This window comes from Pseudooceanicola nanhaiensis DSM 18065 (assembly GCF_000688295.1).
Lineage (GTDB): Bacteria > Pseudomonadota > Alphaproteobacteria > Rhodobacterales > Rhodobacteraceae > Pseudooceanicola > Pseudooceanicola nanhaiensis.
The window spans coordinates 38805-59849 of sequence record NZ_JHZF01000020.1; the positions used below are offsets into that span (position 1 = coordinate 38805).

The following is a 21045-nucleotide window of genomic DNA, read 5'->3' on the forward strand; positions in this document are numbered from 1 at the left end:
TGCGGGGATTTCCACATGTATCGGTTTTTTGGCACGCCTCTTTGAGGCGCCGATGGACAACGGCGCGTCCTGAAGGAGGCATCGTTCCAAACAGGATCGGAGGAAGTAAATGCGGAAAAGCGGCTTGGCCGTTGTGACCGGCGGCGGCACCGGATTGGGCCGGTCCATCGCGGAGCGCTTTCTGGCGGATGGCTTCGAGGTCTTGATCACCGGCCGCGATGGCGTTCGGCTGGCCCAGGCCGCGCGGGAAATGGGCGCAACTGCGCTCTCGGGCGACGTCGCGGATGCCGAGGATGTTGCGGCTTTGGCAGAGGAGGTGCGCGGGCATGGGGTGCTTCTGCGCGTTCTGGTCAAAAATGCCGGCGTCATGCCCATGTCACGACTTTCGGACCGGGTTGATCGGCTGTTCTCCGACCGGGACCAGGCAATGCGTATCAACCTGACCGGAACCCTGCGTGTCACCCACGCCCTGGCACCTCTGATCGCCGCACCTGGCGGGCGGATCGTCAACCTCTCCTCCATCGTTGCCCGGACGGGCGGCAGCGCACCGGGATTGCTGGCCTATACCGCGACCAAGGGCGGGATCGACGGGCTGACCTTCGCGCTGGCGCGCGAGCTGGCGGAACGGGGAATTACGGTGAACGCCGTGGCGCCGGACAGCATGGACGGCACCGCGATGACCGCCGACCTGGGCGACGAGCGCAAGGCGCGGATCAACGCGAACATTCCGCTCGGCGCGCTTGGCACGCCGGGCGACATTCCGGGCGCCGTCGCCTATCTGGCCGGCCCCGGCGGTGGATATGTGACCGGCCAGGTTCTGCATGTGAACGGAGGCTGGCGTTTTGGATAGGCTCGAGAATTCGCTTTTTGACATGACGGGCCTGCGGGCGCTCGTCACCGGGTCGAGCCGCGGCATCGGACGCGCCACCGCCGAACGGTTCGCGCAGCATGGCGCGCAGGTCGTCGTATCGGGGCGGAAGATCGGCCCGGCGGAAGAGACCGCCGCGGCGATCAATGCCACCTTCGGGCGCCCGGCCGCGCAGGCCGTGGCTGCGAACATCGCCGACAGGGACAGCCTGGCAGCGCTGATCGACGAAAGTGTCAGGATCATGGGCGGCATCGACGTGCTGGTCTGCAACGCGGCCATCCACCCTTACGTCGGCCCGGCGATGGAAACTCCAGACAGCGTGATGCGCAAGATGATGGACGCCAACGTCATGGGCAACCATTGGCTCTGCCAGATGGTCCTGCCCGGGATGGCCGACCGCGGCTTCGGGCGGATCGTCATGGTTTCGTCCATCGCCGGACACATGGGGAGCGGGACGTTTTATTCCTATTCCATCTCCAAGGCGGCGGACATGGAAATGGCGCGCTGCCTCGCGGCGGAATACGGCGCCCGAAACATCCGGGTGAACGTTATCGCGCCGGGGACGGTCAAGACCTCGATGGCCGCGGCGGTGATGAACGACGAGGCCTTGATGCGGCGCGAGATGCGGCGCAACACCACCGGCCGCTTGGGCGAACCGGACGGGAGCGCGGGCGTTGCCGTGATGCTGGCCGCGCCGGCGGGGGCTTACCTGAATGGTCAGGTGATCGACGTCGACGACGGATTTATCATGTCATACTGAGGACCTCACGACGGGGCGGCAGGCCGGATCCGGCGCAGCCACAGCATCCACAGCGCCAGCGCCAGGCAGGCGGCCGAGGCAGAGGGGCCCAGCATCCTGATCCCGGCCAGATCGACGATCGTCCCTGCCACCACCGGACCGACTGCCGCGCCAGCAAACATCATCGACGCATTGACCGGAAAGAGCCGCGCGGTCAGGTCCGGCGCAAGCTGCGACAGGCGATGTTGTGCCGCAGGGGCAAAAGTTGAACAGAGCCGCCCCCGTCGCAAGGCACAGCACAGCCCCGGTGACGGGGCCCCACGCCAGGGCCGTCAGGGCGAAGGTCACGGGCACGCCCAGCCCGAACTGGATCGCCATCACTCACAATGGTCCGATATGGTCCAGCAACATCCCCGTCGCCAGCGTTCCGACCAGCACTCCTCTCCCCATCACCACGAGCAATTGCGGAACCCATTCGAACCCGACCTGAGCGGCGATGATTGCGGCGACGAAGGTGTAGATGAAGTTCGTTGCAAGCGAGCAGGCCGCCGTCATCGCCAATGCCAGACCGACGCCGGGCCGTGCCAATGCCCCGCGCAGGTCGGATGCACCTGCACCGGCGACAGGGCGTACAGCAGGCACGACGACAAGCAGCGCCAGCGCCATCACAGCTGCCATCGCCGCGACGGCCGTGAAGCTGACCCGCCATCCGACGTGGATCGCCAGCCAGGCCCCCAACGGAATGCCTACGATCTGCGACAGCGAAACGCCCAGATAGATCGCCGTCAGCACCCGGCCCCGGGCATCGGGCATCGTTTTCTCGACGGCCAATGCGGCTGCCGTCGGGGTGTAGAGCGCCGAGCCAATCGCGGCGCACATCCGCGCACCGATCAGCACCAGAAGAGCAGGGGCCAGCGACGAAGCCAGCGCGGCTGCGGCGCAGATCGCCATTGCCAGAGTCAGGGCGCGACGATAGCCGAGGTATGTCGTCACCATTCCCAGCATGGGCGATGCAATGGCGTAGGTCGTCGTGAAAGCCGCGACCAGCAGCCCGGCCGCGGTCGCCGAAAGGTCGAATTCGGCCCTCAGTTGCGGCAGGAAGCCCACCAGCACAAAGCCGGACAGTACCGAGACGAAATTGAACAGCACGAGGGTCGGCAGCAGGATGCGCGGCCGGCCCGGATGTAGCCCCGGAAGTAGCGTCGTCACCCGACCAGCACCTCGATCCCTGGTCCGGGTTCGTCCGCATAGAGAGCGTCGACCAGAGCGGCACGTCGGGCGAGCACCGTATTCTGACTGATGGCCCGCTTGTCCGACAGCTCTCCGGTCTCGATATTCGGCAGTTCCGCTGTCAGGACGTAGCGGCGGATGGTGCGCGACCCGGGCCCGTCCGCGGTCTGTAAGCTGCCCATGCGGGACGAGATCTCGCGACGCAGGGCAGGGTGCGATACCACGTCTGCAAGCGGGGCGTCGGACGGCAATCCAGCCAGTTTCCGGCAGGCACCCGGCTCAGGGAACAGAATAGCGGTCAGGTGCGGCCGGTCGGGGGCGCAGATGACGACATCGGAGCAGAGCGGCGCGAAAACGCCGATGATTGCCGCCCGCAGGTCGGCGACCTGCACCCAGGTGCCCGAGGCCAGCTTGAAGTTCTCGGCGATCCGGCCGTCGAACCGCAGGCCGAGCGCCTTGTCCTCGCTGTCGATCCAGGCCACGGCATCGCCGGTGCGGTAATAGCCTTCCGCATCGAACGCTTCAGCCGTCTTGTCGGGGCTGCGCCAGTAGCCGGGCGTGACGCAGGGACCCTTGAGCCGCAGCTCCAGCTTTTCGCCCACCGGGGCGATGCGCACCGCGACCGCCGGCACCGGGATGCCGACCAGCGCCTTGAAGTCCGGGGCGAAATTCGCGCTCATCGGGGTCGGCCGGCCTCGGTGCAGTCGACACCTGAGGTGATCATCACTCTTCGGCCCGTCTCTTCCACCGCATGTGTATCCAGCGAACGCCACGCATGCTGGGGCAGCACCGCCCCGCCACAGTAGATCAGCTTGAGAACGCGATAGGAAGTCGCGCGCAATTCGCGGTCTGTCGCCAGTGCCTCGACCAGCAGGCCGAGTTCGCCGGGCGTGTTCAGATAGAGGTTGGTCGGCACTTCGCGCAGGTTGCGCAGCGTGGCGTCGAATTCGCCCGGCATGGGGCGCCCGTTGTCGATCCTGAGGTGCCCGCCGGAATAGAGGACCATGCCGAATTGTGCGTGCCGCCGAACGGGTGGTGCCAGGGCAGCCAGTCCACCATCCGCGCGGGTTCGTCCAGCAGCATACGGAAGGTCTGGGCGACCTGCTGGCGCTGACTGGTCAGCATCCGCTGTGGAAAGATCACGGCCTTGGGCATCCCAGTCGTGCCCGAGGTGAAGAGGAGCTTGCCGATGCTGTCCGGGGTCAGTGCAGCATGCGCGGCCTCGACGGCGTCCGTCGCACGCCCCTCCTCGAGCGCCACGAATGGCGTCACCTCGCGACCCCCGGTCGGGCTTGGGGGGAGCGTCCATTGTCAGCGTCCCCTGAACACGGGCTTGCGCTTGTCCTTGAACGCCGCGACCGCCGGCATCGTAGTCGACGTTGCCGGCGATGCGCCCCATCTCGGCAAAACTGCCGGTATCGAACAATGCCTCAACCCGTTCGCGGGCCGACAGGCGGCCGCGGGAATGCTGCCCGGCCTCTGCCTCAGCGCCGCCCATCTCGCGGCCGATGCGGCGGCGGGCGTGCAGTTCTGCCGCATTCTCGCGTTCGGGGGGGCGTTCGGCGCTCATGGCAAGGGTACTCCCGGTTTGTAAGGCCAACTTCTCAGGCCGAAGCGCTGGCAATAATCGCATTTTGGTGCGGTCGCACGTATCTGCGTTCTCAGCGCCCCAGCCAGCGCGGCGGACGCTTCTCGGCGAACGCCAGCGCCCCTTCACGCGCATCCGCCGACGCCATGATCCGGTCGGCGATGGCGTCCTGGATCGGGATGCTTTCCGCGACCGTCCAATCCTGCTGGCGCAGCATCACATCCTTGCTGGCCTCGACGGACAGGGGCGCATTGGCGGCGATGCCCCGGGCCAATTCCCGAGCCGCGGCCAGAGCCTGTTCCGCCGGAACCAGCCGGTTCACAAGGCCAAGCTGCGCGGCCTGGGGCGCGTCCAGCATGTCGCCGGTCAGGGCAAGCTCCATCGCGATGTTCTGCGGGATCTTGCGTGGCAGCCGGAAGAGGCCCCCGCCGGTCGCCGCCAACCCGCGCCGCACCTCGGGCAGGCCGAAGTGTGCAGTGTCGCCCGCAACCACCAGATCGCAGTTCAGCACTGTCTCGAATCCTCCCGCCACTGCGGGCCCCTCGAGGGCTGCTATCACCGGCTTGGCCAGGACCGCATCGTTGAAACCGAAGAGGCCGCGCTCCCCGATCCGCGGGTCCTCACCCCTGGCAAATGCCTTCAGTTCCATTCCCGAGCAGAAGCAGCCGCCCGTCCCGCTGATGATCGCGACGCGCAACGCGGGGTCAGCTTCGAACCCGAGGATGGCGGCTGCGACCGCCTCGGACAGGGCGCGGTTCGCGGCATTGCGCACTTCGGGGCGGTTGAGGGTGATGGTCAGGATCCCGTCGCGGTGATCCAGCAGGCAAATGTCCGTCACGAGGTGCTCCGGGTCGGATGTCTGCCGAACCCTCGCGCCGTCTCTGCCGTTTGCCATGGCGAAACGGAGGTCTGTCCGCATCCCGCACGTATGTAGGAAAAGGCGCGAGTGCCGCTGCTTCGGGTTCCGCCGCGATGCGGGACGCCGAATTATCCCGCTTGAAGCGGGCAGCGGAAGGCTCCGTCATGCATCTTGCACTCGACACCCTGCGGATCGACGTTCTTCCCGAGATCGCGCATCTGATGGTCCCGAAAGCCTTCCTGTTCGAGGGGCTGACCCCCGAGGACGGGGCCCGCAACGCGGACTGGCTGGGGCCGGAGTTCATCGCCCCCGACACGCTGGAGCTGGGCATGGCCTTCCAGAGCGTCGTTCTGCGCTTCGGCAGGGAGGTGGTGCTGGTGGACAGCTGCAACGGCAACCACAAACAACGGCCGACCGCGCAATGGCAGCACGACCTGCGCTCGGACGCTTTCCTGCACAATCTCGCAGCGCTCGGCCTTGCGCCAGGGGATGTGACGATGGTGATCTGCACGCACCTCCATTGCGATCACGTCGGCTGGAACACCCGGCTTGAGGACGGCCGCTGGGTTCCGACCTTCCCGAAGGCGCGTTACCTGTTCGGGCGCACGGGTGACGAGCATTTCGAATGCGCTTCACCGGGCGGGGCAGGTGGTGAACCACGGCTCGTTCACCGACAGCGTGCTTCCGGTGGTCGAGGCAGGGCTGGCGAAGCTGGTGGCCGACGATGCCGTCATCGCCACAGAGGTGGCGGAGCGAGTATTTCTGCGTGCGGCACCAGGTCATTGCGTGGGTCACGTCTGCGTCCATGCCGAGGCAGGCGCCCGGTCGGCCATCGTCGCGGGCGACGCGCTGCATCACCCGATCCAGTTCGACCTTCCCGACCTCGTGCTGCGCGCCGATGCGGACCCGGGCGAGGCGATCCGCACCCGCCGTTCGCTGATGGAGCTATGTGCGGGGAGCAGCACCGTCCTTGTGGTCGGCCATATACCGCACTGGACCATCGGCCGGGTCGTACCGCACGGTGACCGGTTCCGACTTCACGACGCCTCGGCCCAGAGCCGGTAGACCTCGGTCGCTGTCCCGGCAAAGAGCCGCGCGCGCTCGTCCGCGCTGAAGGAGGCGGTGATCTTCTTGAACGTGTTCCAGAGGACGGTCCAGCCGACTGATCCCTTGTCCACCGGGAAGTTGCTTTCGAACATCGCCCGCGCCGGGCCGACGGTCTCTATCGCGGTCTCGACAATGGGTGCCCAGAGGCGGGCAAGCTCGTCCGACCCCGGCGGCCTATCCCGCGCGAAAAGGTCGAACCCACCAAGCCGCATGCCCAGTCCGCCAAGCTTCACGCGGACGTTGGGCAGGTCCCTTAGCGTCGCAAGGCAACGGCGCCAATCGGCAAAACTCTCCCCCAGGCGGCCCGAGAAGGGGCCGGTGCCGACCGGGCCGCCGAAATGGTTCAGCACGATGGCGGTTTCGGAATACGAGCGGGAGAGGTCCGCCAGCTCCTCGATCTGGGTGTGATAGATCCACGCGTCGAACGACAGGCCTGCGGGCGCCAGCCGGGCGAAGCCTGCGCGGAAGGCGGGGTCCGACAGCAGCCCCCGCGGCGCGGCGGTGAAGCCGCTGACGACCCGCGGATCGGGATGCCAGGCCGCAAACTGGCGGATGCCGCGCAGTGCTGCAGAGGCTGTGGCATGAGCCTCAAGCGCCGCGGCAGTGGCGTCGCCCTGCGTGAGGTCGGCCCTGGCCACCAGCGCCGCGCAGAGGTGCCCATCGCCATAGCGCCCTGCATGCGCCTCCGTACGGACTCGCTCGGCAAACCGTGTTTCGCCTACCGGCCTCAGGTGCAGAGGTCCGGCCAGGTCGGCACCATATCCACATTCCACGTGGACCGAGGCGCTCAGGAGGTGCCCGGCGGTGCATTCGGCGGCATATTCCTCGGCCATGTATCGCGAACCGGGGCGAGCCCAGAGGTGATGGTGGGCATCGACGATCGACAGACCCGGGTCGATGGCCGGCTCCGAGACCAGAGAAAGCCAGTCATCACGGATCGGCAGCGGGACATACCCGGTCGCACCATCGGGGGCCTTTGCCATGTCCCTGCTCCTCCTCCTGACCTGTCCGAAAGGGTGCAATGCCGTCTCGCACAAGCCAAGGCGGGGGACAGTCGTGTCAGTGTTTTCGTCAGCTTGAAACCGGCCGCAAGGAGCGTCGGGACAGTGTCGGCCGTGGTTCGATCTGGTATCTCGACGGCGGCAGCAGGGATAGCAGACATGGACGACATCAAGGACCTGGTGACGCAGAGCGCGACGCGGCTGTTCGCAGGAGCCGGTACGCTCGATATCCGCACGACGGGGTGCCGAGAGCCCCTAGATCGCGCCTTGTGGGACGAGCTCGAAGCATCCGGTTTCGTCAACGCCCTGGCAGGTGCGGAAGGCGGCACGTTCCTCGCTGCCACTCCGGAGGCCATTCGTGTCGCGGCCGACCACGCGGCACCGGTTCCGCTCGCCGAAACTCTCCTGGCGGCATACCTGCTGCGGTATGCTGGCCTCGACCAGCCTGAGGGTGTGCTGACGGTCGCACCTGTCACCGCGGGCGACAGGCTGGAGTGGAATGCCAATGGAGCCGACTGGATCTTGACCGGCGACGCCCGCCGCGTGCCTTTTGGGGGGACGAGGCCGACAGGGTCGTGGTCGTCGCACCCGAAGGCGGTGCGCCGGGCCGCAACCGCATCGGTGTGATCTGTCGCGGCAGCTGGACCGCGAGGCATGGGCGCAATATCGCTGGAGAACCGCGCGACGACCTGACCTTCGACGCGGCGGTTGCCGATTTCAGTGCACCGCGACCCGGCGATGCGCCGATGCAGGTGCGCAAGGCAGGTGGGGCGATCCGGGCCATACAGATCGCGGGAGCGGCGCGCAGGACGCTGGAACTGACGGCGCGCTATTCGTCGGAGCGACGGCAGTTCGGGCGTCCGATCAACCGGTTCCAGGCCTTACAGGGCAACTTGGCGGTCATCGCCACGGAAACGGCGGCGACCACCGCCGCGGGGGACGCCGCCGCCGCGGCCTTCGACCAGGGGCTGCCGGATTTCGCAATCGCCGCCGCGCAGGCCCGCGCCAGCAAGGCGGCTTCCATCATTGCTGCGCTCGGCCATCAGGTGCACGGCGCCATGGGGTTCACATCAGAATACCGGCTGCATCGGCTGACCCGCCGCCTCTGGTCCTGGCGGGACGAATTCGGGTCCGAAGCCGAATGGAACCGGATGAACGGCCGGGCAATCGCCGCGGCCGGTGCGGACCACATCTGGGCGACGCTCAGCGCCGGCTGACGGCGTCCCTCAGATCGTTGCGCCGCCGTCGATCTCGTAGGCGCCGCCGGTCTGGAAGCTGGCACCGTCGCTGAGCAACCAGGCGATGAAGCCTGCTATTTCGGCTGGATCAGCCGTTCTGGGGATAGGGCGCTGGGTGTAGTCCATGCGCCAGCCGGCGGCCGAACAGGTCTGGTCGGCCAGCGCACTCATGCCGGTGTTCACCGAACCGGGCAGGATGGCGTTCACCCGGATGCCATCGGGTCCGTATTCCACGGCGGCCGTGTTCGTCAGACCGATGACCGCATGTTTGGAGCTGTTGTAGGCCACCCGCCCGGGGTTTGCCCGCCGCGCATTCAGCGACGAGATATTGACGATCGCACCCCCGGATTTCTGTGCCAGCATCTGCCGGATGGCGGCAGCCATCGACAGGAACATGCCACGGACGTTCACTGTCATGACCGCGTCGAAATCCGCGACCGGTAGCTCGTGGATCGGCAGGGCCGTGCCGCGGATGCCGGCGCAGGTGACCAGCGCGTGGACCCCGCCGAACCGCGTGACTGCCGCCTCGACCATCGCAGCGGCCCCCGCCTCGGTGGCCAGGTCGGCCTCGACCCCGAGCCACCTGTCGCCCTCGTGTCGCGATGGCTGCACGTCGGCCGAAACCACTCTCATCCCCTCCGCCAGCAGCCTGCGGACGGTCGCGGCCCCGATCCCCTGAGCGCCGCCCGTCACGAGGGCGACCTTTCCCGACAAGCCTTCCAACGCCATCTCATCCCCCTGTCTGCCGGGGCGGGATGGCCCCGGCGGTTTCCAGTTCGCGCAATCTGTCCGCGTCGTAGCCCAGCATGTCGCGCAGGACCTCTTCAGTATGTTCGCCCAAAAGTGGCGGCGCCGAAGGCGCTACGATGGGCGTGTCCTGCATCGCGTAGGGCGGCGCGATGTTCGGCACCTCGCCGGCCGTCGGGTGGCGGATCCTCGACAACAGGCCCCGGGCGCGGATCTCCGGCGATCGGTAGGCCTCGAAAATGCTGCGCACCGGGCCGGCAGGGAGACCCGCGCCCTTCAGCAAAGTGACCCATGCTTCGCGACTGCGGGTGGAGAAGATCGCCTGAAGCTCGTCGATCAGCGCTTCGCGGCTCTCGGCCCGGGCGGCAACGGTTGCATAGGCAGGATCGCTGGCCATCGCATCGCGCCCGATGATTCGGCAGAGCAGACCGAACATCCGGTCGTTTCCGACGCTCAGATAGAAGCTTCCATCCGAGGCGCGGAAGTTCCCGATCGGCACGTTACCCAGGGGGGCATGGCCATAGCGCACCTGTTCCTCGCCGGAAATCAGATAGTTGTGTCCGTAATAGGTCGTCAGCATCACGGCCGTGTCGTAGAGAACCACGTCGACCTGCTGGCCGCGCCCACTGACCTGCCGCGCCATCAGCGCGGCAAGTATCATGTTGGTCGCAAGCATCCCGGTGCTCATGTCGACGAAAGGCAGATTGGTGCGCACCGGCTCGTGCTCGGGCAGGCCGTTCATCGTCATGATCCCGGTCTCTGCCTGCATGACCGGATCGTAGCCCGCTCGATCGCTGAATTCGCCAGTGCGCCCGTAGGCAGAGATCGAACAGTAGACCAGCCGCGGTTTGATTGCGGCAACGGTTGCGTGATCGAGCCCGAGCCGCGCCATCACGCCAGGGCGGAAGTTCTCCACCAGCACATCGGCGCGGCTGACGATGTCCAAAGCGACGGCCCGTCCCTCGGGCTTGCCGAGGTCGATCGCGACGCTGCGCTTGCCGCGGTTGTAGGCCAGGAAGGCGCTGACATTGCCACCTGCCCGCGGATGCCGGAACGACCGCGTTTCGTCACCGCCGCGCGGGTTCTCGATCTTGACGACGTCTGCCCCCAGATCGGCCAGGGTCTGGGGGCAGACGGGCCCCGCGATCACCCGAGAGAAATCTGCAACGACAAGCCCGTGTAACGCAGGCACCGCCGCCGACTGACTTTCGGCGGCGTCGGGCAGGTCGCGCATTGGCACATGTTCGGTCATGCAAAAGGCCTTCCTGCCGGTCATTCGCGATGCCCTGATAATCACCGACGCACGGACGCCAGCAACCGGCTGCACTGCTGTGCCGAAGGCTTTTAAATAGGCGAAAGCGCCGAGCCGTGATGGTCTGGCCAAGACCGCTGGCATAGACCTTTGCATGAGCCGGCCCGCTGTGTTGCGTGGCCAGTCAGCAAAGGGGGAGGTCCATGGTTCTCGACTATGACCAGGACGACGTGGCCTTTTGGGAAGAGGTACGCGATTGGCTCCAGACCAATGCTCCGCGCGAGCGACGCCCCGAGGCCGGGCCGGAAATGCGCGCCTTTCTCCTGGCGTGGCAGCCGCGCCAGTACGATGGCGGATGGGCTGGCCTGGCCTGGCCGAAAGAGCCCGGCGGACAGGGCCTGTCGCTGATCTGGCACGAGGAATATGCCGCCGCAAAGGCCCCGCCCATCGGGTGTCTGTTCGTGGCGATGAACCACGGTGGCCCCACGCTGATCGCTTGGGGAACGGACGCGCAGAAAGCGTTCCACCTCCCGAAGATCCTCAAGGGCGAGTCAGTCTGGTGCCAGGGCTTCTCGGAGCCGGGCGCGGGGTCGGACCTTGCCTCGATCTCCAGCCGTGCGGTGATCGACGGGGACGATCTGGTGGTGTCGGGCCAGAAGATCTGGACCAGCTACGGCCATGTCGCCGACTATCAGGAACTGCTGGTCCGAACCTCTCGCGGCGAGAAGAAGCATGACGGACTGACATGGGTGATCTGCCCGATGGACGCGCCCGGCATCGAGGTGCGCACGATCACCACGATTTCGGGCAGCCAGCACTTCTGCGAGATATTCTACGACAATGTCCGCATTCCCATGGCGAACGTGGTAGGCTAGGTTGACCGGGGATGGGAGACGGCGATGACCACTCTGTCGTTTGAACGCGGCGTGGGTCTGGCTGGCTGGCAGATCGAACTGGCCCGCAATGTCGAGATGCTGATCGAACTTGCCCGCACCACCCGACGCGGAAACCGGTGGGTCATCGACGATGACGAGATCGCCAGTCGCCTGGCCACCATCCGGGCCGAGGTCAAGGCCCTGCGCGCGATGACCTACATACTGGTGTCGAAAGTGGCGCGGGGCACTGCGGGGGCCGAGGGGACGGTTGTCGGCCTCCACTTCGCTGAACTGGCCAAGCGCTTCCATCGCCTTTCGCTTGATGTGCTGGGACTCGATGCGATCGAGCGCCGGCCGGAGGAGGGGGACTGAACGACGCTCTTCCTCGAATGCTTCCGGCACGTGATCGCCGGGGGCACATCGCAAATTCGCCGCAACATCATCGGGGAGCGCCTGCTCGGTCTCCCAAGGAGCCGCTGACATGGTCGACCTGGTCCCGAACGAAGACGAACAGCAGGTGATCGACAGCATCGACGCCTGGCTAGCCGCCGAATTGCCGCTGGACCGGCTGCGCGTCCCGGGCGGCGCCATGACCGAGGCCACCCGCTGGACCGAGATGGCCGACCTGGGTTGGTTCGCGCTCGGCATCCCGGAGGTCGTGGGCGGCGTCGGCCTGTCCGTGGTCGAGGAGACGATGCTTCTGCGCGCGTGTGGACGAACTCTGACGATGCCATCGATGGTGGCGACCGTGCTGTCGGGCCACGTCGCCGCGCGGGCGCGGAAGAAGGATGTCAACCGTCGGTAACGGACTCGCCTTAGTCAAGCGATTTTGCTCAATCAAATTGGGCCGCCAAGGCGGTTTGAACCGCGCCGGGTTTGCCGGAGGCTGGATGGTTTGAGTCACGCCACCATAGCGAACTCGTCTGATTGTGCATAGAAGCGGGCTTCCGCTTCTGCGGGCGGGATGTTTCCGATGGGTTCGAGTAGGCGCCGGTTATTGAACCAATCCACCCATTCCAGCGTTGCGAACTCGACCGCCTCGAAGCTGCGCCATGGCCCGCGACGATGAATGACCTCGGCCTTGAAGAGCCCGATCACTGTCTCGGCGAGGGCATTGTCATAGGAATCCCCGACGCTGCCGACGGACGGCTCGATGCCCGCTTCGGCCAGTCGCTCGGTGTACTTGATCGACACGTACTGGCTGCCTCGGTCGCTGTGGTGGATGAGCCCGCCGCCATCGACGGGCCGCCGTTCGTGCAGAGCCTGTTCCAGAGCGTCGAGCACGAACTCAGCCTGCATGGAACGAGACACGCGCCAGCCGACGATCCGTCTGGCAAAGACATCGATAACCAAGGCCACGTAGACAAACCCACTCCAGGTCGCGACATAGGTGAAGTCGGACAGCCAGAGCATGTTCGGCGCCGGGGCATGGAACTCTCGGTTCACACGATCCTCAGGGCATGGCGCGGAGGGATCGGAAACCGTTGTTTTCCGGGCCTTTCCTCGGATCACTCCCGCCAGCCCCATGTCATTCATCAGGCGCGAGACCGTGCACCTGGCGACCGCGATCCCCTCACGGTTCAATTGCCGCCAGACCTTGCGGGCGCCGTAGACCTGGAAGTTCTCGTCCCAGACCCGCCGGATCTCCGGGCGCAGCTCGGCATCGCGCCAGGCGCGGTCGGACAGCTTTGCAGGATCGGCCCGGCCCGCGGCATGGGCGCGATAGGTGGACGGGGCGATCGGCAGCACACGGCAGATCGGCTCGATCCCATACTGGTCGCGATGCTCATCGATGAACATCTTCATTTCCTCGTAGGGCGGTCGAGCTCCGCCTGAGCGAAAAAAGCGGACGCCTTGCGGAGGATCTCGTTGGCCTGCCGGAGCTCCCGGTTTTCCTTCTCCAGCTGCTTGAGGCGCGCAAGCTGATCGCTGGTCGGCCCCGGGCGTTGCCCGTTGTCACGCTCCTCGCGTCGCACCCACTTCCGCAACGTCTCGGCCGTGCAGCCGATCTTTGGCGCAATCGAGCAGATCGCCGCCCACTGCGAAGCGTGATCGGCCTCATGTTCCAGAACCATACGCACCGCGCGAGCACGCACCTCGGATGAATATCGATTGGATGTCTTCGTCATGGCTCCACCTTCTCAAGGTTGGGAGCCTCCGGCAAACCCGGCGCGGTTCATGGCGACAGCGCGGCGCTGATCTGACAAGTGGCAACGGCGGTGCGTGACGCAGGCCCCCGTTACAGCATCTCGTTCTCGGTTCATAGCCGGAATATGACGACGGCGGCGAGGGCGATGGCGGAGAGGAACACCTTCGGGCTTCTGTCGTAGCGGATGGCAACCCGTCGCCAGTCCTTGAGCCTGCCGAACATGTTCTCGATCCGGTTGCGGCGTTTGTAGCGACGCTTGTCGTAGCGGACGGGCTTGGCGCGAGACTTCCGGCCCGGGATGCACGCCCGCATCCCCTTGTCTTCCAACGCTTCTCGGAACCAGTCGGCGTTATAGCCCCGGTCGGCCAGCAGCCACTCTGCCGATTGCAGGCCACCCAGCAGGGCCGCCGCGCCGGTGTAGTCGCTGACCTGGCCCGCGGTCATGAAGAAGCGGATCGGGCGTCCGTCGGCGTCGGCGACGGCATGCAGTTTGGTGTTCATGCCGCCCTTAGCTCGACCGATCAGCCGGCCGCGTTGGTCATCGGATCCCCATTTTTCGAACGCAGGCTGGTCGCCGTGCGGTGCGCCTTCAGGTAGGTCGCGTCGATCATCAGCGTCCTCGGAACAGCCGCCTCCGACGCCAGCCCATCCACTATCCGGGCAAAGATGCCCTTGTCGCTCCATCGCTTCCAACGGTTGTAGAGCGTCTTCGCTGGGCCTTAATCCTTCGGCGAATCACGCCACCGCAAGCCGTTGCGATTGATGAAAATTATCCCGCTGAGAACACGTCGGTCATCAACCCGCGGCTTGCCACGGCTCTTGGGGAAGAAGGGCTGAAGCCGGGCCATCTGCGCGTCCGACAGCCAGAAAAGGTTGCTCATTGGTCAGTCTCCCTACGGAGCCTGAATCATGCCGCAAGCGCAAGATCATTGGGTCCTGACCCTAGAGCGCTTCGCGGACCCTCCCCCTGCCGCCCCAAATGCGTCGCGATCCGCGCCAGGTTTCGCTTCCCTGCGCACGCGGCGCAAGGCCTGCGAGCGAGGCGATGCGCCGTCGATCCAGCCGACCGAGTTCCGGTAGCTCTCCAAGCAAGACGGCCAGGACTGTGGGGCCGATGCGGGGGACGGCGCGCAGGAGCGCGGCCTGCCGTTCAAGGCCGGGATCGCTCGCGATGAGGTCGGCGATGGTCCTGTCCATCGTCTCGACACGCCGGTCCAGGATTCGGATCATCCGGTCGATCTCCGCCCGGATATCGGCGCTGCCTGCATTCTGGCGGCGGATCTTTTCCGCCTTGCGCATCTCGACCAGCTGCCTGCGGCGGCGGAGCAGGTCGCTCAGCCGGACCCGGGCCGGGGACCGGGGAACGGTCGGCGTCAGGTCCAGCTTCTCCCCCATCTGGGCAAGGATTCGGGCATCGACGCGATCGGTCTTGGCCTGCACGCCGATCGCCCGGGTGAACTCTCGGGCCTGCCGGGGATTGACGCGCGCGTAGGCGAGGCCGCGCCTGGAGAGGGTGGCGATGAGAGGCCCGTCGCATCCGCTGGTTGCTTCAAAGACGACCAGCGCGTCCTCCGGCAGAGAGGTGGCCCATCGGATGATCGCGTCCGGCGTGTTCTTGATCCTCGCTGTGGCGCCGGACGGAAGGGAATGGGTATCGATCCAGCCACGGGCGAGGTCGCAGCCGATGAAGGTCTGTGGCATGGTATGGGCTCCTGTCCGTGTCGTGCGGGATCGGGGCCAACCGTCCCAAGCAACTGTTCAGTTTGATCGTGACGTGGAAGGGACCCTTGCTCCCACACGGGCTCACGGGCCTTGGGGAGGACGGCTCCCTTCCACACCCGTGTTCCTACAACATCGCCAACAGACAGGGGGGCCGTCAGGCGTCGGTGCCGGTCCCCAGCTTCTTGTATAGGTAGGAGCGGGACACCCCGAGATGCTCGGCCGCCTTCTTCTTGTTGCCCTTGAACCGGATCACCGCGTCGTGGATCAGATGCAGCTCGAGGTCCTCCAGCGCGTCCTTGAGCGAGCCGCCGCCGCTGGTCGAGAAGGAGGTCGCCCGCTCCGTATCCGGCGCAGTGTCGTCGCCGGGTCCGGACTCGAAATCCTCGAGCTTCAGCTTGCTGCCTTCCGCGAAGACGAAGGCGCGTTCGACCACGTGGCGCAATTGGCGGACGTTGCCGGGCCAGGACCGCTCCATTAGGTGATGGGCGATCTCCATCTCGACCTCCGGCACGTCGCGGCCATACTGGGCGGCAAGCTCGGCCACGAAGTGGTTCAGCAGCAGCGGGATATCCTCGCGGCGCTGGTCCAGCGGCGGGATCTGGATGGTGACCGGGCTGATCCGGTAATAGAGGTCCAGCCGGAACTTCTCCTGCTCGACAAAGGCCTCCAGATCGCGGTTCGTGGCGCTGCAGAGCCTGAAATCCACCCGCTTGGGCTTGTCGCCGCCGACCCGTTCGACGATCCGGTCCTGCAGAACCCGCAACAGTTTTGTCTGCACCTCGAGCGGCATGTCCCCGATCTCGTCCAGAAAGATCGTGCCCTTGTCGGCCTGTTCGAACTTGCCCACGCGGCCCTTGCGGTCGGCGCCGGTGAACGAGCCGGCCTCGTAGCCGAACAGTTCGCTTTCCACGAGCGAGACGGGCAGGGCGGCGGCGTTGACCGTCACCATCCGCTGGTCCTTGCGAGAGCTCAGCTGATGCAACGCCTGCGCGACCAGTTCCTTGCCGGTGCCGCTTTCGCCCTGGATCAGGACGGGGATGTCGAGCGGGGCGATCTTGCGGATCTGGTCCCTGAGCGACCGCATGGCGAGGCTGTTGCCGATGATCGCGTCCAGGAAATCGACCGGCCCGCTTTCCTTGGTCTTGCGGGCGTTCGACTTGTAGGTCTCGATCTGCCCTTCCAGATCGCTGATCTTGCGCGCCATCGCCTCCAACTGCTGGGGGCCCTTGAACATCACCCGACCGATGGCGCCGACGATCTTCTTGCCGTGGCGGATCGGGTAGCGCGACACGACGCGGTCGACGCCCTTCATCCGCTGGACCTGCCCAACCTCGGCGACGCCGGTCTTCAGCGTCAGGTGCAGGCGCGTGTTCTCGATCACGTCGCGCACCGGCTTGCCGACACCGCCGCCCGGTTCGAGGCCGAAGAACTTTTCATGGACGGGCGAGATATAGGCCATCTTGGCGTTCGCATCGACGATGGTCATTGCGTCGTAGGGATCGTTCAGGATGTGGTTCAGGATGTCATAGGCGAAATCCACGCGCATCACGAACTGCAGGACAGTGTCCGCGGGCGGCGAAGAAATCAGGACGACATACCCGGCGGGATAGGGTGAAACGAACCCGACGAACCGGGCGTCGTTCAGCAGGATCGGCACGAAACGGCGTTCGGCGGCATCCTCCAGCCATTCGGAGTCGGAAATGATCGCACGGATTCGGACATCTTCGGCCGCGCCGGAGGCGAGCAGGCATTTCCCTTTGTTATCAGTGACAAGGACGCCCTTTATCCCGGTGTCTTCACCGCTTTCGGCACTCATGCAACCCTCCCATGGCGACACATTCTCCAATCGCCGACATTAGGTGTGTCCTTGACATGGACACTTGTCAATCAAACCTGTCCACAAAGTAGCTTGATGCGTGACCTCAATAAATGCAAAGGTGCGACTCGGTGTTTGGCATGTCTATTGCTTTCAAGGGCACCAACCGGTCGAGGAGGGGCGGCGCTTTGAAATGCGCGGCCTGACCGGAGCACCCCGAAAGGGGATGGCCCGCACAAAGCCGGGTCGGGGAAGAAGGGGGGAAGACATGGAACTCAGGCCGAACCAGTTTCAGCAGCAACGGCAGTCGCTGTCGATCACCGGGCAGGTGATCCAGTCGATCCGGCTGCTGCAATACGGCAACCACGAACTCGAGGAATTCCTGCGCGAACAGGCGGACGACAACCCGTTGATAAAGGTCGTCGGCGGCGCGTCGGACATGCCCGCGAAAAGCGAGGCGGCGCGCGGTGTCGAGAACAATCGCCAGTCCTGCCCGAACGCCGCGCTGCGGCTGCCGATCTCTGGCGCAGGCGACGATATGCCGGGGCCGGACCAGTATATCGAGGCGCGCGTCTCGCTGCGGGATCACCTGATCGCACAGGTCGACCTGATGCTGGACGCGCCCGTCGATCGCCTGATCGCGCGCGAGATCGTCGAGTCGCTGGACGCCGACGGATACCTGCGCCGCGACACGGAGATCATGGCGGATCTGCTGGGTGTGCCTGCGGACCGGTTCGATGCCGTCCTGCGCACCGTGCAGTCCTGCGAGCCGACCGGCGTCGCCGCGCGCGATCTGGCCGAGTGCCTGTCGCTCCAGCTTGCGGAACGTGACCGCCTGACAGCCCCGATGCGCGCGCTGCTCGGCAATCTCGGGCTGCTCGGCGACTACAAGATCGACGCGCTGGCCCGTGTCTGCGGCGTGGATGCTGCAGGCGTCATGGAACTGGCCCGCCAGATCCGCGAACTCGATCCCCGTCCGGGCCTGCAATTCGATGCCGAACCGGTCGTGATGGCCCTGCCGGACATTCACGTCGAGATGGCCGAGGACGGCACGCTGAGCGTCGCGCTGAACACGGATGTCATGCCGCGCGTGCTGATCGACCGGGAATATCACGCCCGGATCAGCGCCCGCATCGACGGCACGGCCGAGCAGCGCTTCATGATCGACTCCATGCGCAACGCGAACTGGCTGGCGCGCAATATCGACCAGCGGGCGCAGACGATCCTGCGGGTCGCGACCGAGATCGTGACGAAGCAGAGCGACTTCTTCCGCTACGGCGCGGGCAGCCTGAAGCCGCTGTCGCTCAAGGACATCGCGGCCGAGGTCGATCTGCATGAATCCACCGTGTGTCGCGCCGTCGCGGACAAATACATGATGACCCCGCGCGGCATGTTCGAGCTGAAGTTCTTCTTCACCAACGCGCTCGGCGTGGTGGATGGCGACGACATGCTGTCCGTCGAAACCGTCCGCCATCGCATCCGGCAACTGGTGGAGGCAGAAAAGCCCACCGACATCCTGTCGGATCAGGCGATCATGGACACGCTGAGGTCCGAAGGCATCGACATCGCGCGGCGGACCGTCGCGAAATACCGCGAGATGATGGACATTCCGACCTCGCGGAAACGCAAGCGGCTCAAGGCTCCGTTGCCTCTGGCCCGTGGTGTCCTGGCGGCGGCGGAGTGAAGTGGCGCGCCTGCGCGGGGTACTGCCGGTCCGGGGAATCCCTCCACCTGTAAAGTCGTGGCGCCGCATTTTGGCACGGGCATTGCATCTGTAGTTCGGTGACAGACAAGAGATGTGGGCCATGACAAACCAGCCAAGTGCAGAGCAGCAGCAATCGACCGGATTGCCCTATGAAACCCTGCCGATCGTGGAGTCGGGACAGACCTTCGGCTTTCTGAACGGCGTCCGTGTCCTCGACCTGACGACGTCGGTCGCCGGTCCCTATGCGACGATGCTGTTGTCCGATTTCGGGGCCGAGATCATCAAGGTCGAACGCCCTGCCGGTGACGATGCCCGCGCCTGGGGCCCGCCGTTCCTGCACGGGCAGGCGCTGTGGTTCGCTGCGGTGAACCGCAACAAGCGCAGTGTCGTGATCGATGCACAGACCGAACAGGGCCGCGCCGACCTGCTGGCGCTGGTGCGGACCGCCGACGTGGTCGTGACGAACCAGCCGCCGTCGGTGCAGAAGAAGCTGGGCCTCGACTACGACACGCTGAAGCAGGAGCGCGAGGGCCTGATCTTTGTCGCCATCACCGGCTTCGGACTTGAAGGCGAGCGGGCGAACCTGACCTGCTACGACCTGATCGCCGAGGGCTATTCCGGGATCATGGACATCACCGGCCCCGCCGGGGCCGAGCCGCAGAAGATCGGCGCTCCGGCGGCGGACATGCTGGCCGGTCAGGACGCGGCGATGGCGACGATGGCCGCACTGGCCGGACGTCACCAGAACGGCGGGCAGGGCCAGTGCATCGACGTCAGCCTTGTCGAGAGCATGACCCGCTTCCTGTCGTGCCGGATTTCCCCCTACCTCGGCGCGGGCGAGATCCCCGAGCGGACGGGCGGGCGCGACAGCGTCATCGCGATCTACCAGCCGTTCGAGACGGCGGATCATCCGATCACGCTGGGCCTCGGGTCCGATGCGATCTGGAGCCGGTTCTGGAAAGCGCTCGGCGATCCCGAATTCGCGGCCCGCGAGGACTTCCGCAGCAACGCCGACCGCCGCGAGAACCGCGTCGAGATCGTCGAGCGGATCCAGTCGCTGCTGCTCAAGGAAACCCGCGCGCACTGGCTGGACGTCTTCCGCGACGCCCGCGTGCCCGCCGGGCCGATCAACCGCGTGGACGAGGTCGCCGCGGACGAACATCTGCGGGCGCGCGATCTTTTCTATGCAGTCGAGGACGATGAGGGCAGGATCCTGCCGCAGATCGGTCTTGGCATCCGCATCAACGGGCAGGCCAGCACCGCGCGCCTCGCCCCGCCGCGTCTCGGCGCGGACACGCAGGCGATCCTGCGCGATCTCAAACCGTCCGAGTGACGGGTCCCGAACAGAACATGAAGGAAGGACAAGACATGGCTTTCAAGGAAATCATTTATCAGGAAGACGGCCCGATCGGGACCATCACGATGAACCGCCCGGACGACGGCAACATGTTCACCGAGACGATGTGCCACGAGATCCGCGACTGCATCGAGGGCATCCGCCGCGAGACGCGGACCCGTGTCGTCGTGCTGACCGGCGCGGGCGACCGGTTCTTCTGCATCGGCGGATCCAAGGACGGGATGGAAAAGACCAAGCTCTATGCCGGCACCCTGCCGACGCTGGAGATGTACGAGGCCATCGACAAGCTGCAGAAGCCGGTGATCGCCAGCGTGAACGGCTTTGCCGTCGGCGGCGGCAACGTGCTGCAGATGGTCTGCGACGTCACCATCGCCAAGGAATCCGCGATCTTCCGTCAGGTCGGTCCGATGATGGGTTCGTTCGATGCGGGCTATGGCACGTGGTATCTCGAAGACCTGGTCGGCAAGAAGAAGGCCAAGGAGATGTGGTACGCGAACCCCAAGCTGACCGCGGCGCAGGCGATGGAGATCGGCCTGATCAACCGTGTCGCCCCGGATGCGGAACTGGCCGAAAAGACCAAGGAGTTCGCACTGGAGATCGCGGATCGCGGTGCCTTCGCGCTTGCCTCGATCAAGGGTGCGTTCAACGCCCGTCACGGCGGCGTCGGCGGCCTGTCCCGCGTGACCCACGACCTGCTGCTCAGCCAGTATCTGGGCACCGAGGAATCGAAGGAGCTCAAGGAGAGCTTCGCCGGGCGGCGCCAGCCGGATGCGACCAAGTTCGGGCACTGAG

21 protein-coding genes, 3 pseudogenes and 1 other annotated feature are annotated in these 21045 nt (G+C 65.9%); of the genes and pseudogenes, 12 read left to right on the forward strand and 12 right to left on the reverse strand.

Annotated elements, in window-relative coordinates; genetic code table 11:
• Positions 1-133 precede the first annotated feature (133 nt).
• Together Q344_RS0122300 and Q344_RS0122305 are read left to right on the forward strand one after the other, a co-directional pair.
• Entirely contained in the window at positions 134-850 is a 717-nt protein-coding gene (locus Q344_RS0122300) for an SDR family NAD(P)-dependent oxidoreductase (protein ID WP_244881801.1), read from the forward strand.
• On the forward strand, positions 843-1628 hold the full coding sequence (locus Q344_RS0122305; protein WP_028288673.1) for an SDR family NAD(P)-dependent oxidoreductase: 786 nt from the start codon (positions 843-845) through the stop codon (positions 1626-1628). Before Q344_RS0122300 ends, Q344_RS0122305 begins: the two co-directional genes overlap by 8 nt.
• 5 nt (positions 1629-1633) lie before the next feature.
• On the opposite strand, the gene Q344_RS26250 is transcribed toward Q344_RS0122305, so the two are convergent.
• The 5 genes from Q344_RS26250 to Q344_RS0122330 all read right to left on the reverse strand — a co-directional run bounded on the left by Q344_RS26250 (position 1634) and on the right by Q344_RS0122330 (position 5344).
• Positions 1634-1792: a hypothetical protein gene (locus Q344_RS26250; RefSeq protein ID WP_156954786.1), complete on the reverse strand. Its 159-nt coding sequence runs from the start codon at positions 1790-1792 to the stop codon at positions 1634-1636.
• Positions 1793-1988: 196 nt separating this feature from the next.
• Positions 1989-2816 (reverse strand): MFS transporter, encoded by an 828-nt coding sequence (locus Q344_RS25305; RefSeq protein ID WP_051631003.1) that lies wholly within the window; start codon positions 2814-2816, stop codon positions 1989-1991.
• Complete coding sequence (locus tag Q344_RS25310) at positions 2813-3517, reverse strand: AMP-binding protein (protein ID WP_051631005.1); 705 nt, start codon at positions 3515-3517, stop codon at positions 2813-2815. Before Q344_RS25310 ends, Q344_RS25305 begins: the two co-directional genes overlap by 4 nt.
• Entirely contained in the window at positions 3514-4407 is an 894-nt protein-coding gene (locus tag Q344_RS26645; RefSeq protein WP_244881800.1) for a hypothetical protein, read from the reverse strand. The genes Q344_RS25310 and Q344_RS26645 overlap by 4 nt, the downstream gene beginning before the upstream one ends.
• Positions 4408-4498: 91 nt before the next feature.
• On the reverse strand, positions 4499-5344 hold the full coding sequence (locus Q344_RS0122330) for a crotonase/enoyl-CoA hydratase family protein (protein WP_211249950.1): 846 nt from the start codon (positions 5342-5344) through the stop codon (positions 4499-4501).
• Positions 5345-5613: 269 nt separating this feature from the next.
• Between Q344_RS0122330 and Q344_RS26830 the strand changes: the two are divergent.
• Both Q344_RS26830 and Q344_RS26655 read left to right on the forward strand, forming a co-directional pair.
• Positions 5614-5880: pseudogene (locus Q344_RS26830) on the forward strand (MBL fold metallo-hydrolase); the annotation flags it as partial.
• Between the two features lie 13 nt (positions 5881-5893).
• The gene (locus Q344_RS26655; protein ID WP_051631014.1) at positions 5894-6349 is read left to right on the forward strand and encodes an MBL fold metallo-hydrolase; all 456 of its coding nucleotides are present in this window, start codon (positions 5894-5896) and stop codon (positions 6347-6349) included.
• Here the strand turns inward: Q344_RS26655 and Q344_RS0122340 are convergent.
• Entirely contained in the window at positions 6322-7374 is a 1053-nt protein-coding gene (locus Q344_RS0122340) for an amidohydrolase family protein (protein WP_028288676.1), read from the reverse strand. The genes Q344_RS26655 and Q344_RS0122340 overlap by 28 nt on opposite strands.
• Before the next feature lie 177 nt (positions 7375-7551).
• On the opposite strand from Q344_RS0122340, the gene Q344_RS25335 reads away from it, so the two are divergent.
• Together Q344_RS25335 and Q344_RS24860 are read left to right on the forward strand one after the other, a co-directional pair.
• Complete coding sequence (locus Q344_RS25335) at positions 7552-8019, forward strand: hypothetical protein (protein ID WP_051631016.1); 468 nt, start codon at positions 7552-7554, stop codon at positions 8017-8019.
• The gene (locus tag Q344_RS24860) at positions 7968-8609 is read left to right on the forward strand and encodes an acyl-CoA dehydrogenase family protein (RefSeq protein ID WP_051631018.1); all 642 of its coding nucleotides are present in this window, start codon (positions 7968-7970) and stop codon (positions 8607-8609) included. The genes Q344_RS25335 and Q344_RS24860 overlap by 52 nt, the downstream gene beginning before the upstream one ends.
• A 9-nt stretch (positions 8610-8618) precedes the next feature.
• Here the strand turns inward: Q344_RS24860 and Q344_RS0122350 are convergent, their stop codons facing one another.
• Complete coding sequence (locus tag Q344_RS0122350; RefSeq protein WP_036540384.1) at positions 8619-9359, reverse strand: SDR family NAD(P)-dependent oxidoreductase; 741 nt, start codon at positions 9357-9359, stop codon at positions 8619-8621.
• A gap of 1 nt (position 9360) precedes the next feature.
• Positions 9361-10629: a CaiB/BaiF CoA transferase family protein gene (locus Q344_RS0122355; protein ID WP_211249951.1), complete on the reverse strand. Its 1269-nt coding sequence runs from the start codon at positions 10627-10629 to the stop codon at positions 9361-9363.
• 203 nt (positions 10630-10832) lie between these two features.
• Between Q344_RS0122355 and Q344_RS26515 the strand changes: the two genes are divergently transcribed.
• The 3 genes and pseudogenes from Q344_RS26515 (at position 10833) to Q344_RS0122365 (ending at position 12309) form a co-directional block, all read left to right on the forward strand.
• Positions 10833-11504 carry an acyl-CoA dehydrogenase family protein gene (locus Q344_RS26515; RefSeq protein ID WP_211249952.1) on the forward strand — a complete coding sequence of 224 codons (672 nt, stop codon included), beginning with the start codon at positions 10833-10835 and terminating at the stop codon, positions 11502-11504.
• Positions 11505-11519: 15 nt separating this feature from the next.
• Positions 11520-11876: pseudogene (locus Q344_RS26520) on the forward strand (acyl-CoA dehydrogenase family protein); the annotation flags it as partial.
• Between the two features lie 109 nt (positions 11877-11985).
• Positions 11986-12309: an acyl-CoA dehydrogenase family protein gene (locus Q344_RS0122365; protein ID WP_028288679.1), complete on the forward strand. Its 324-nt coding sequence runs from the start codon at positions 11986-11988 to the stop codon at positions 12307-12309.
• A gap of 95 nt (positions 12310-12404) precedes the next feature.
• Here the strand turns inward: Q344_RS0122365 and Q344_RS0122370 are convergent.
• The 4 genes and pseudogenes from Q344_RS0122370 to Q344_RS24875 all read right to left on the reverse strand — a co-directional run bounded on the left by Q344_RS0122370 (position 12405) and on the right by Q344_RS24875 (position 17191).
• Positions 12405-13633, reverse strand: a protein-coding gene (locus Q344_RS0122370) for an IS3 family transposase (RefSeq protein WP_156954789.1) whose coding sequence is annotated in 2 segments (ribosomal slippage) — positions 12405-13339 and positions 13339-13633 — 1230 coding nt in all. Because the reading frame shifts where the segments join, the coding sequence is not laid out codon by codon here.
• Positions 13236-13352 (reverse strand) — a sequence feature (AL1L pseudoknot). It overlaps the preceding gene by 117 nt.
• A gap of 131 nt (positions 13634-13764) precedes the next feature.
• Positions 13765-14534 (reverse strand): annotated as a pseudogene (locus Q344_RS25905) (IS5 family transposase).
• Positions 14535-14595: 61 nt separating this feature from the next.
• The gene (locus Q344_RS25340; protein WP_051631020.1) at positions 14596-15354 is read right to left on the reverse strand and encodes an IS110 family transposase; all 759 of its coding nucleotides are present in this window, start codon (positions 15352-15354) and stop codon (positions 14596-14598) included.
• Between the two features lie 175 nt (positions 15355-15529).
• A complete protein-coding gene (locus Q344_RS24875; protein WP_036540387.1) occupies positions 15530-17191 on the reverse strand; it encodes a sigma-54 interaction domain-containing protein in 1662 nt (553 codons plus the stop codon).
• A 268-nt stretch (positions 17192-17459) separates the two neighbouring features.
• Here Q344_RS24875 and rpoN point away from each other — a divergent pair, with 268 nt between their 5' ends.
• The 3 genes from rpoN (at position 17460) to Q344_RS0122415 (ending at position 21044) form a co-directional block, all read left to right on the forward strand.
• A complete protein-coding gene (rpoN, locus tag Q344_RS0122405) occupies positions 17460-18875 on the forward strand; it encodes an RNA polymerase factor sigma-54 (protein WP_028288684.1) in 1416 nt (471 codons plus the stop codon).
• Positions 18876-18996: 121 nt separating this feature from the next.
• Entirely contained in the window at positions 18997-20229 is a 1233-nt protein-coding gene (locus tag Q344_RS0122410; protein WP_051631022.1) for a CaiB/BaiF CoA transferase family protein, read from the forward strand.
• 35 nt (positions 20230-20264) lie between these two features.
• Positions 20265-21044, forward strand: coding sequence for an enoyl-CoA hydratase-related protein (locus Q344_RS0122415; RefSeq protein ID WP_028288686.1), 780 nt, complete (start codon positions 20265-20267; stop codon positions 21042-21044).
• Position 21045: the final 1 nt, after the last annotated feature.

What these genes read in the sequence shown, in the direction of transcription:
- Q344_RS0122410 (WP_051631022.1), top strand. Translation starts at nt 18,997, where the DNA reads ATGACAAACCAGCCAAGTGCAGAGCAGCAGCAATCGACCGGATTGCCC.
- rpoN (WP_028288684.1), top strand. Translation starts at nt 17,460, where the DNA reads ATGGAACTCAGGCCGAACCAGTTTCAGCAGCAACGGCAGTCGCTGTCG.
- Q344_RS0122340 (WP_028288676.1), bottom strand. Translation starts at nt 7,374, where the DNA reads ATGGCAAAGGCCCCCGATGGTGCGACCGGGTATGTCCCGCTGCCGATC.
- Q344_RS26645 (WP_244881800.1), bottom strand. Translation starts at nt 4,407, where the DNA reads ATGAGCGCCGAACGCCCCCCCGAACGCGAGAATGCGGCAGAACTGCAC.
- Q344_RS25340 (WP_051631020.1), bottom strand. Translation starts at nt 15,354, where the DNA reads ATGCCACAGACCTTCATCGGCTGCGACCTCGCCCGTGGCTGGATCGAT.
- Q344_RS0122415 (WP_028288686.1), top strand. Translation starts at nt 20,265, where the DNA reads ATGGCTTTCAAGGAAATCATTTATCAGGAAGACGGCCCGATCGGGACC.
- Q344_RS25310 (WP_051631005.1), bottom strand. Translation starts at nt 3,517, where the DNA reads ATGAGCGCGAATTTCGCCCCGGACTTCAAGGCGCTGGTCGGCATCCCG.
- Q344_RS26515 (WP_211249952.1), top strand. Translation starts at nt 10,833, where the DNA reads ATGGTTCTCGACTATGACCAGGACGACGTGGCCTTTTGGGAAGAGGTA.
- Q344_RS0122355 (WP_211249951.1), bottom strand. Translation starts at nt 10,629, where the DNA reads ATGACCGAACATGTGCCAATGCGCGACCTGCCCGACGCCGCCGAAAGT.
- Q344_RS0122350 (WP_036540384.1), bottom strand. Translation starts at nt 9,359, where the DNA reads ATGGCGTTGGAAGGCTTGTCGGGAAAGGTCGCCCTCGTGACGGGCGGC.
- Q344_RS25335 (WP_051631016.1), top strand. Translation starts at nt 7,552, where the DNA reads ATGGACGACATCAAGGACCTGGTGACGCAGAGCGCGACGCGGCTGTTC.
- Q344_RS26250 (WP_156954786.1), bottom strand. Translation starts at nt 1,792, where the DNA reads ATGATGTTTGCTGGCGCGGCAGTCGGTCCGGTGGTGGCAGGGACGATC.
- Q344_RS0122330 (WP_211249950.1), bottom strand. Translation starts at nt 5,344, where the DNA reads ATGCGGACAGACCTCCGTTTCGCCATGGCAAACGGCAGAGACGGCGCG.
- Q344_RS24875 (WP_036540387.1), bottom strand. Translation starts at nt 17,191, where the DNA reads ATGAGTGCCGAAAGCGGTGAAGACACCGGGATAAAGGGCGTCCTTGTC.
- Q344_RS0122365 (WP_028288679.1), top strand. Translation starts at nt 11,986, where the DNA reads ATGGTCGACCTGGTCCCGAACGAAGACGAACAGCAGGTGATCGACAGC.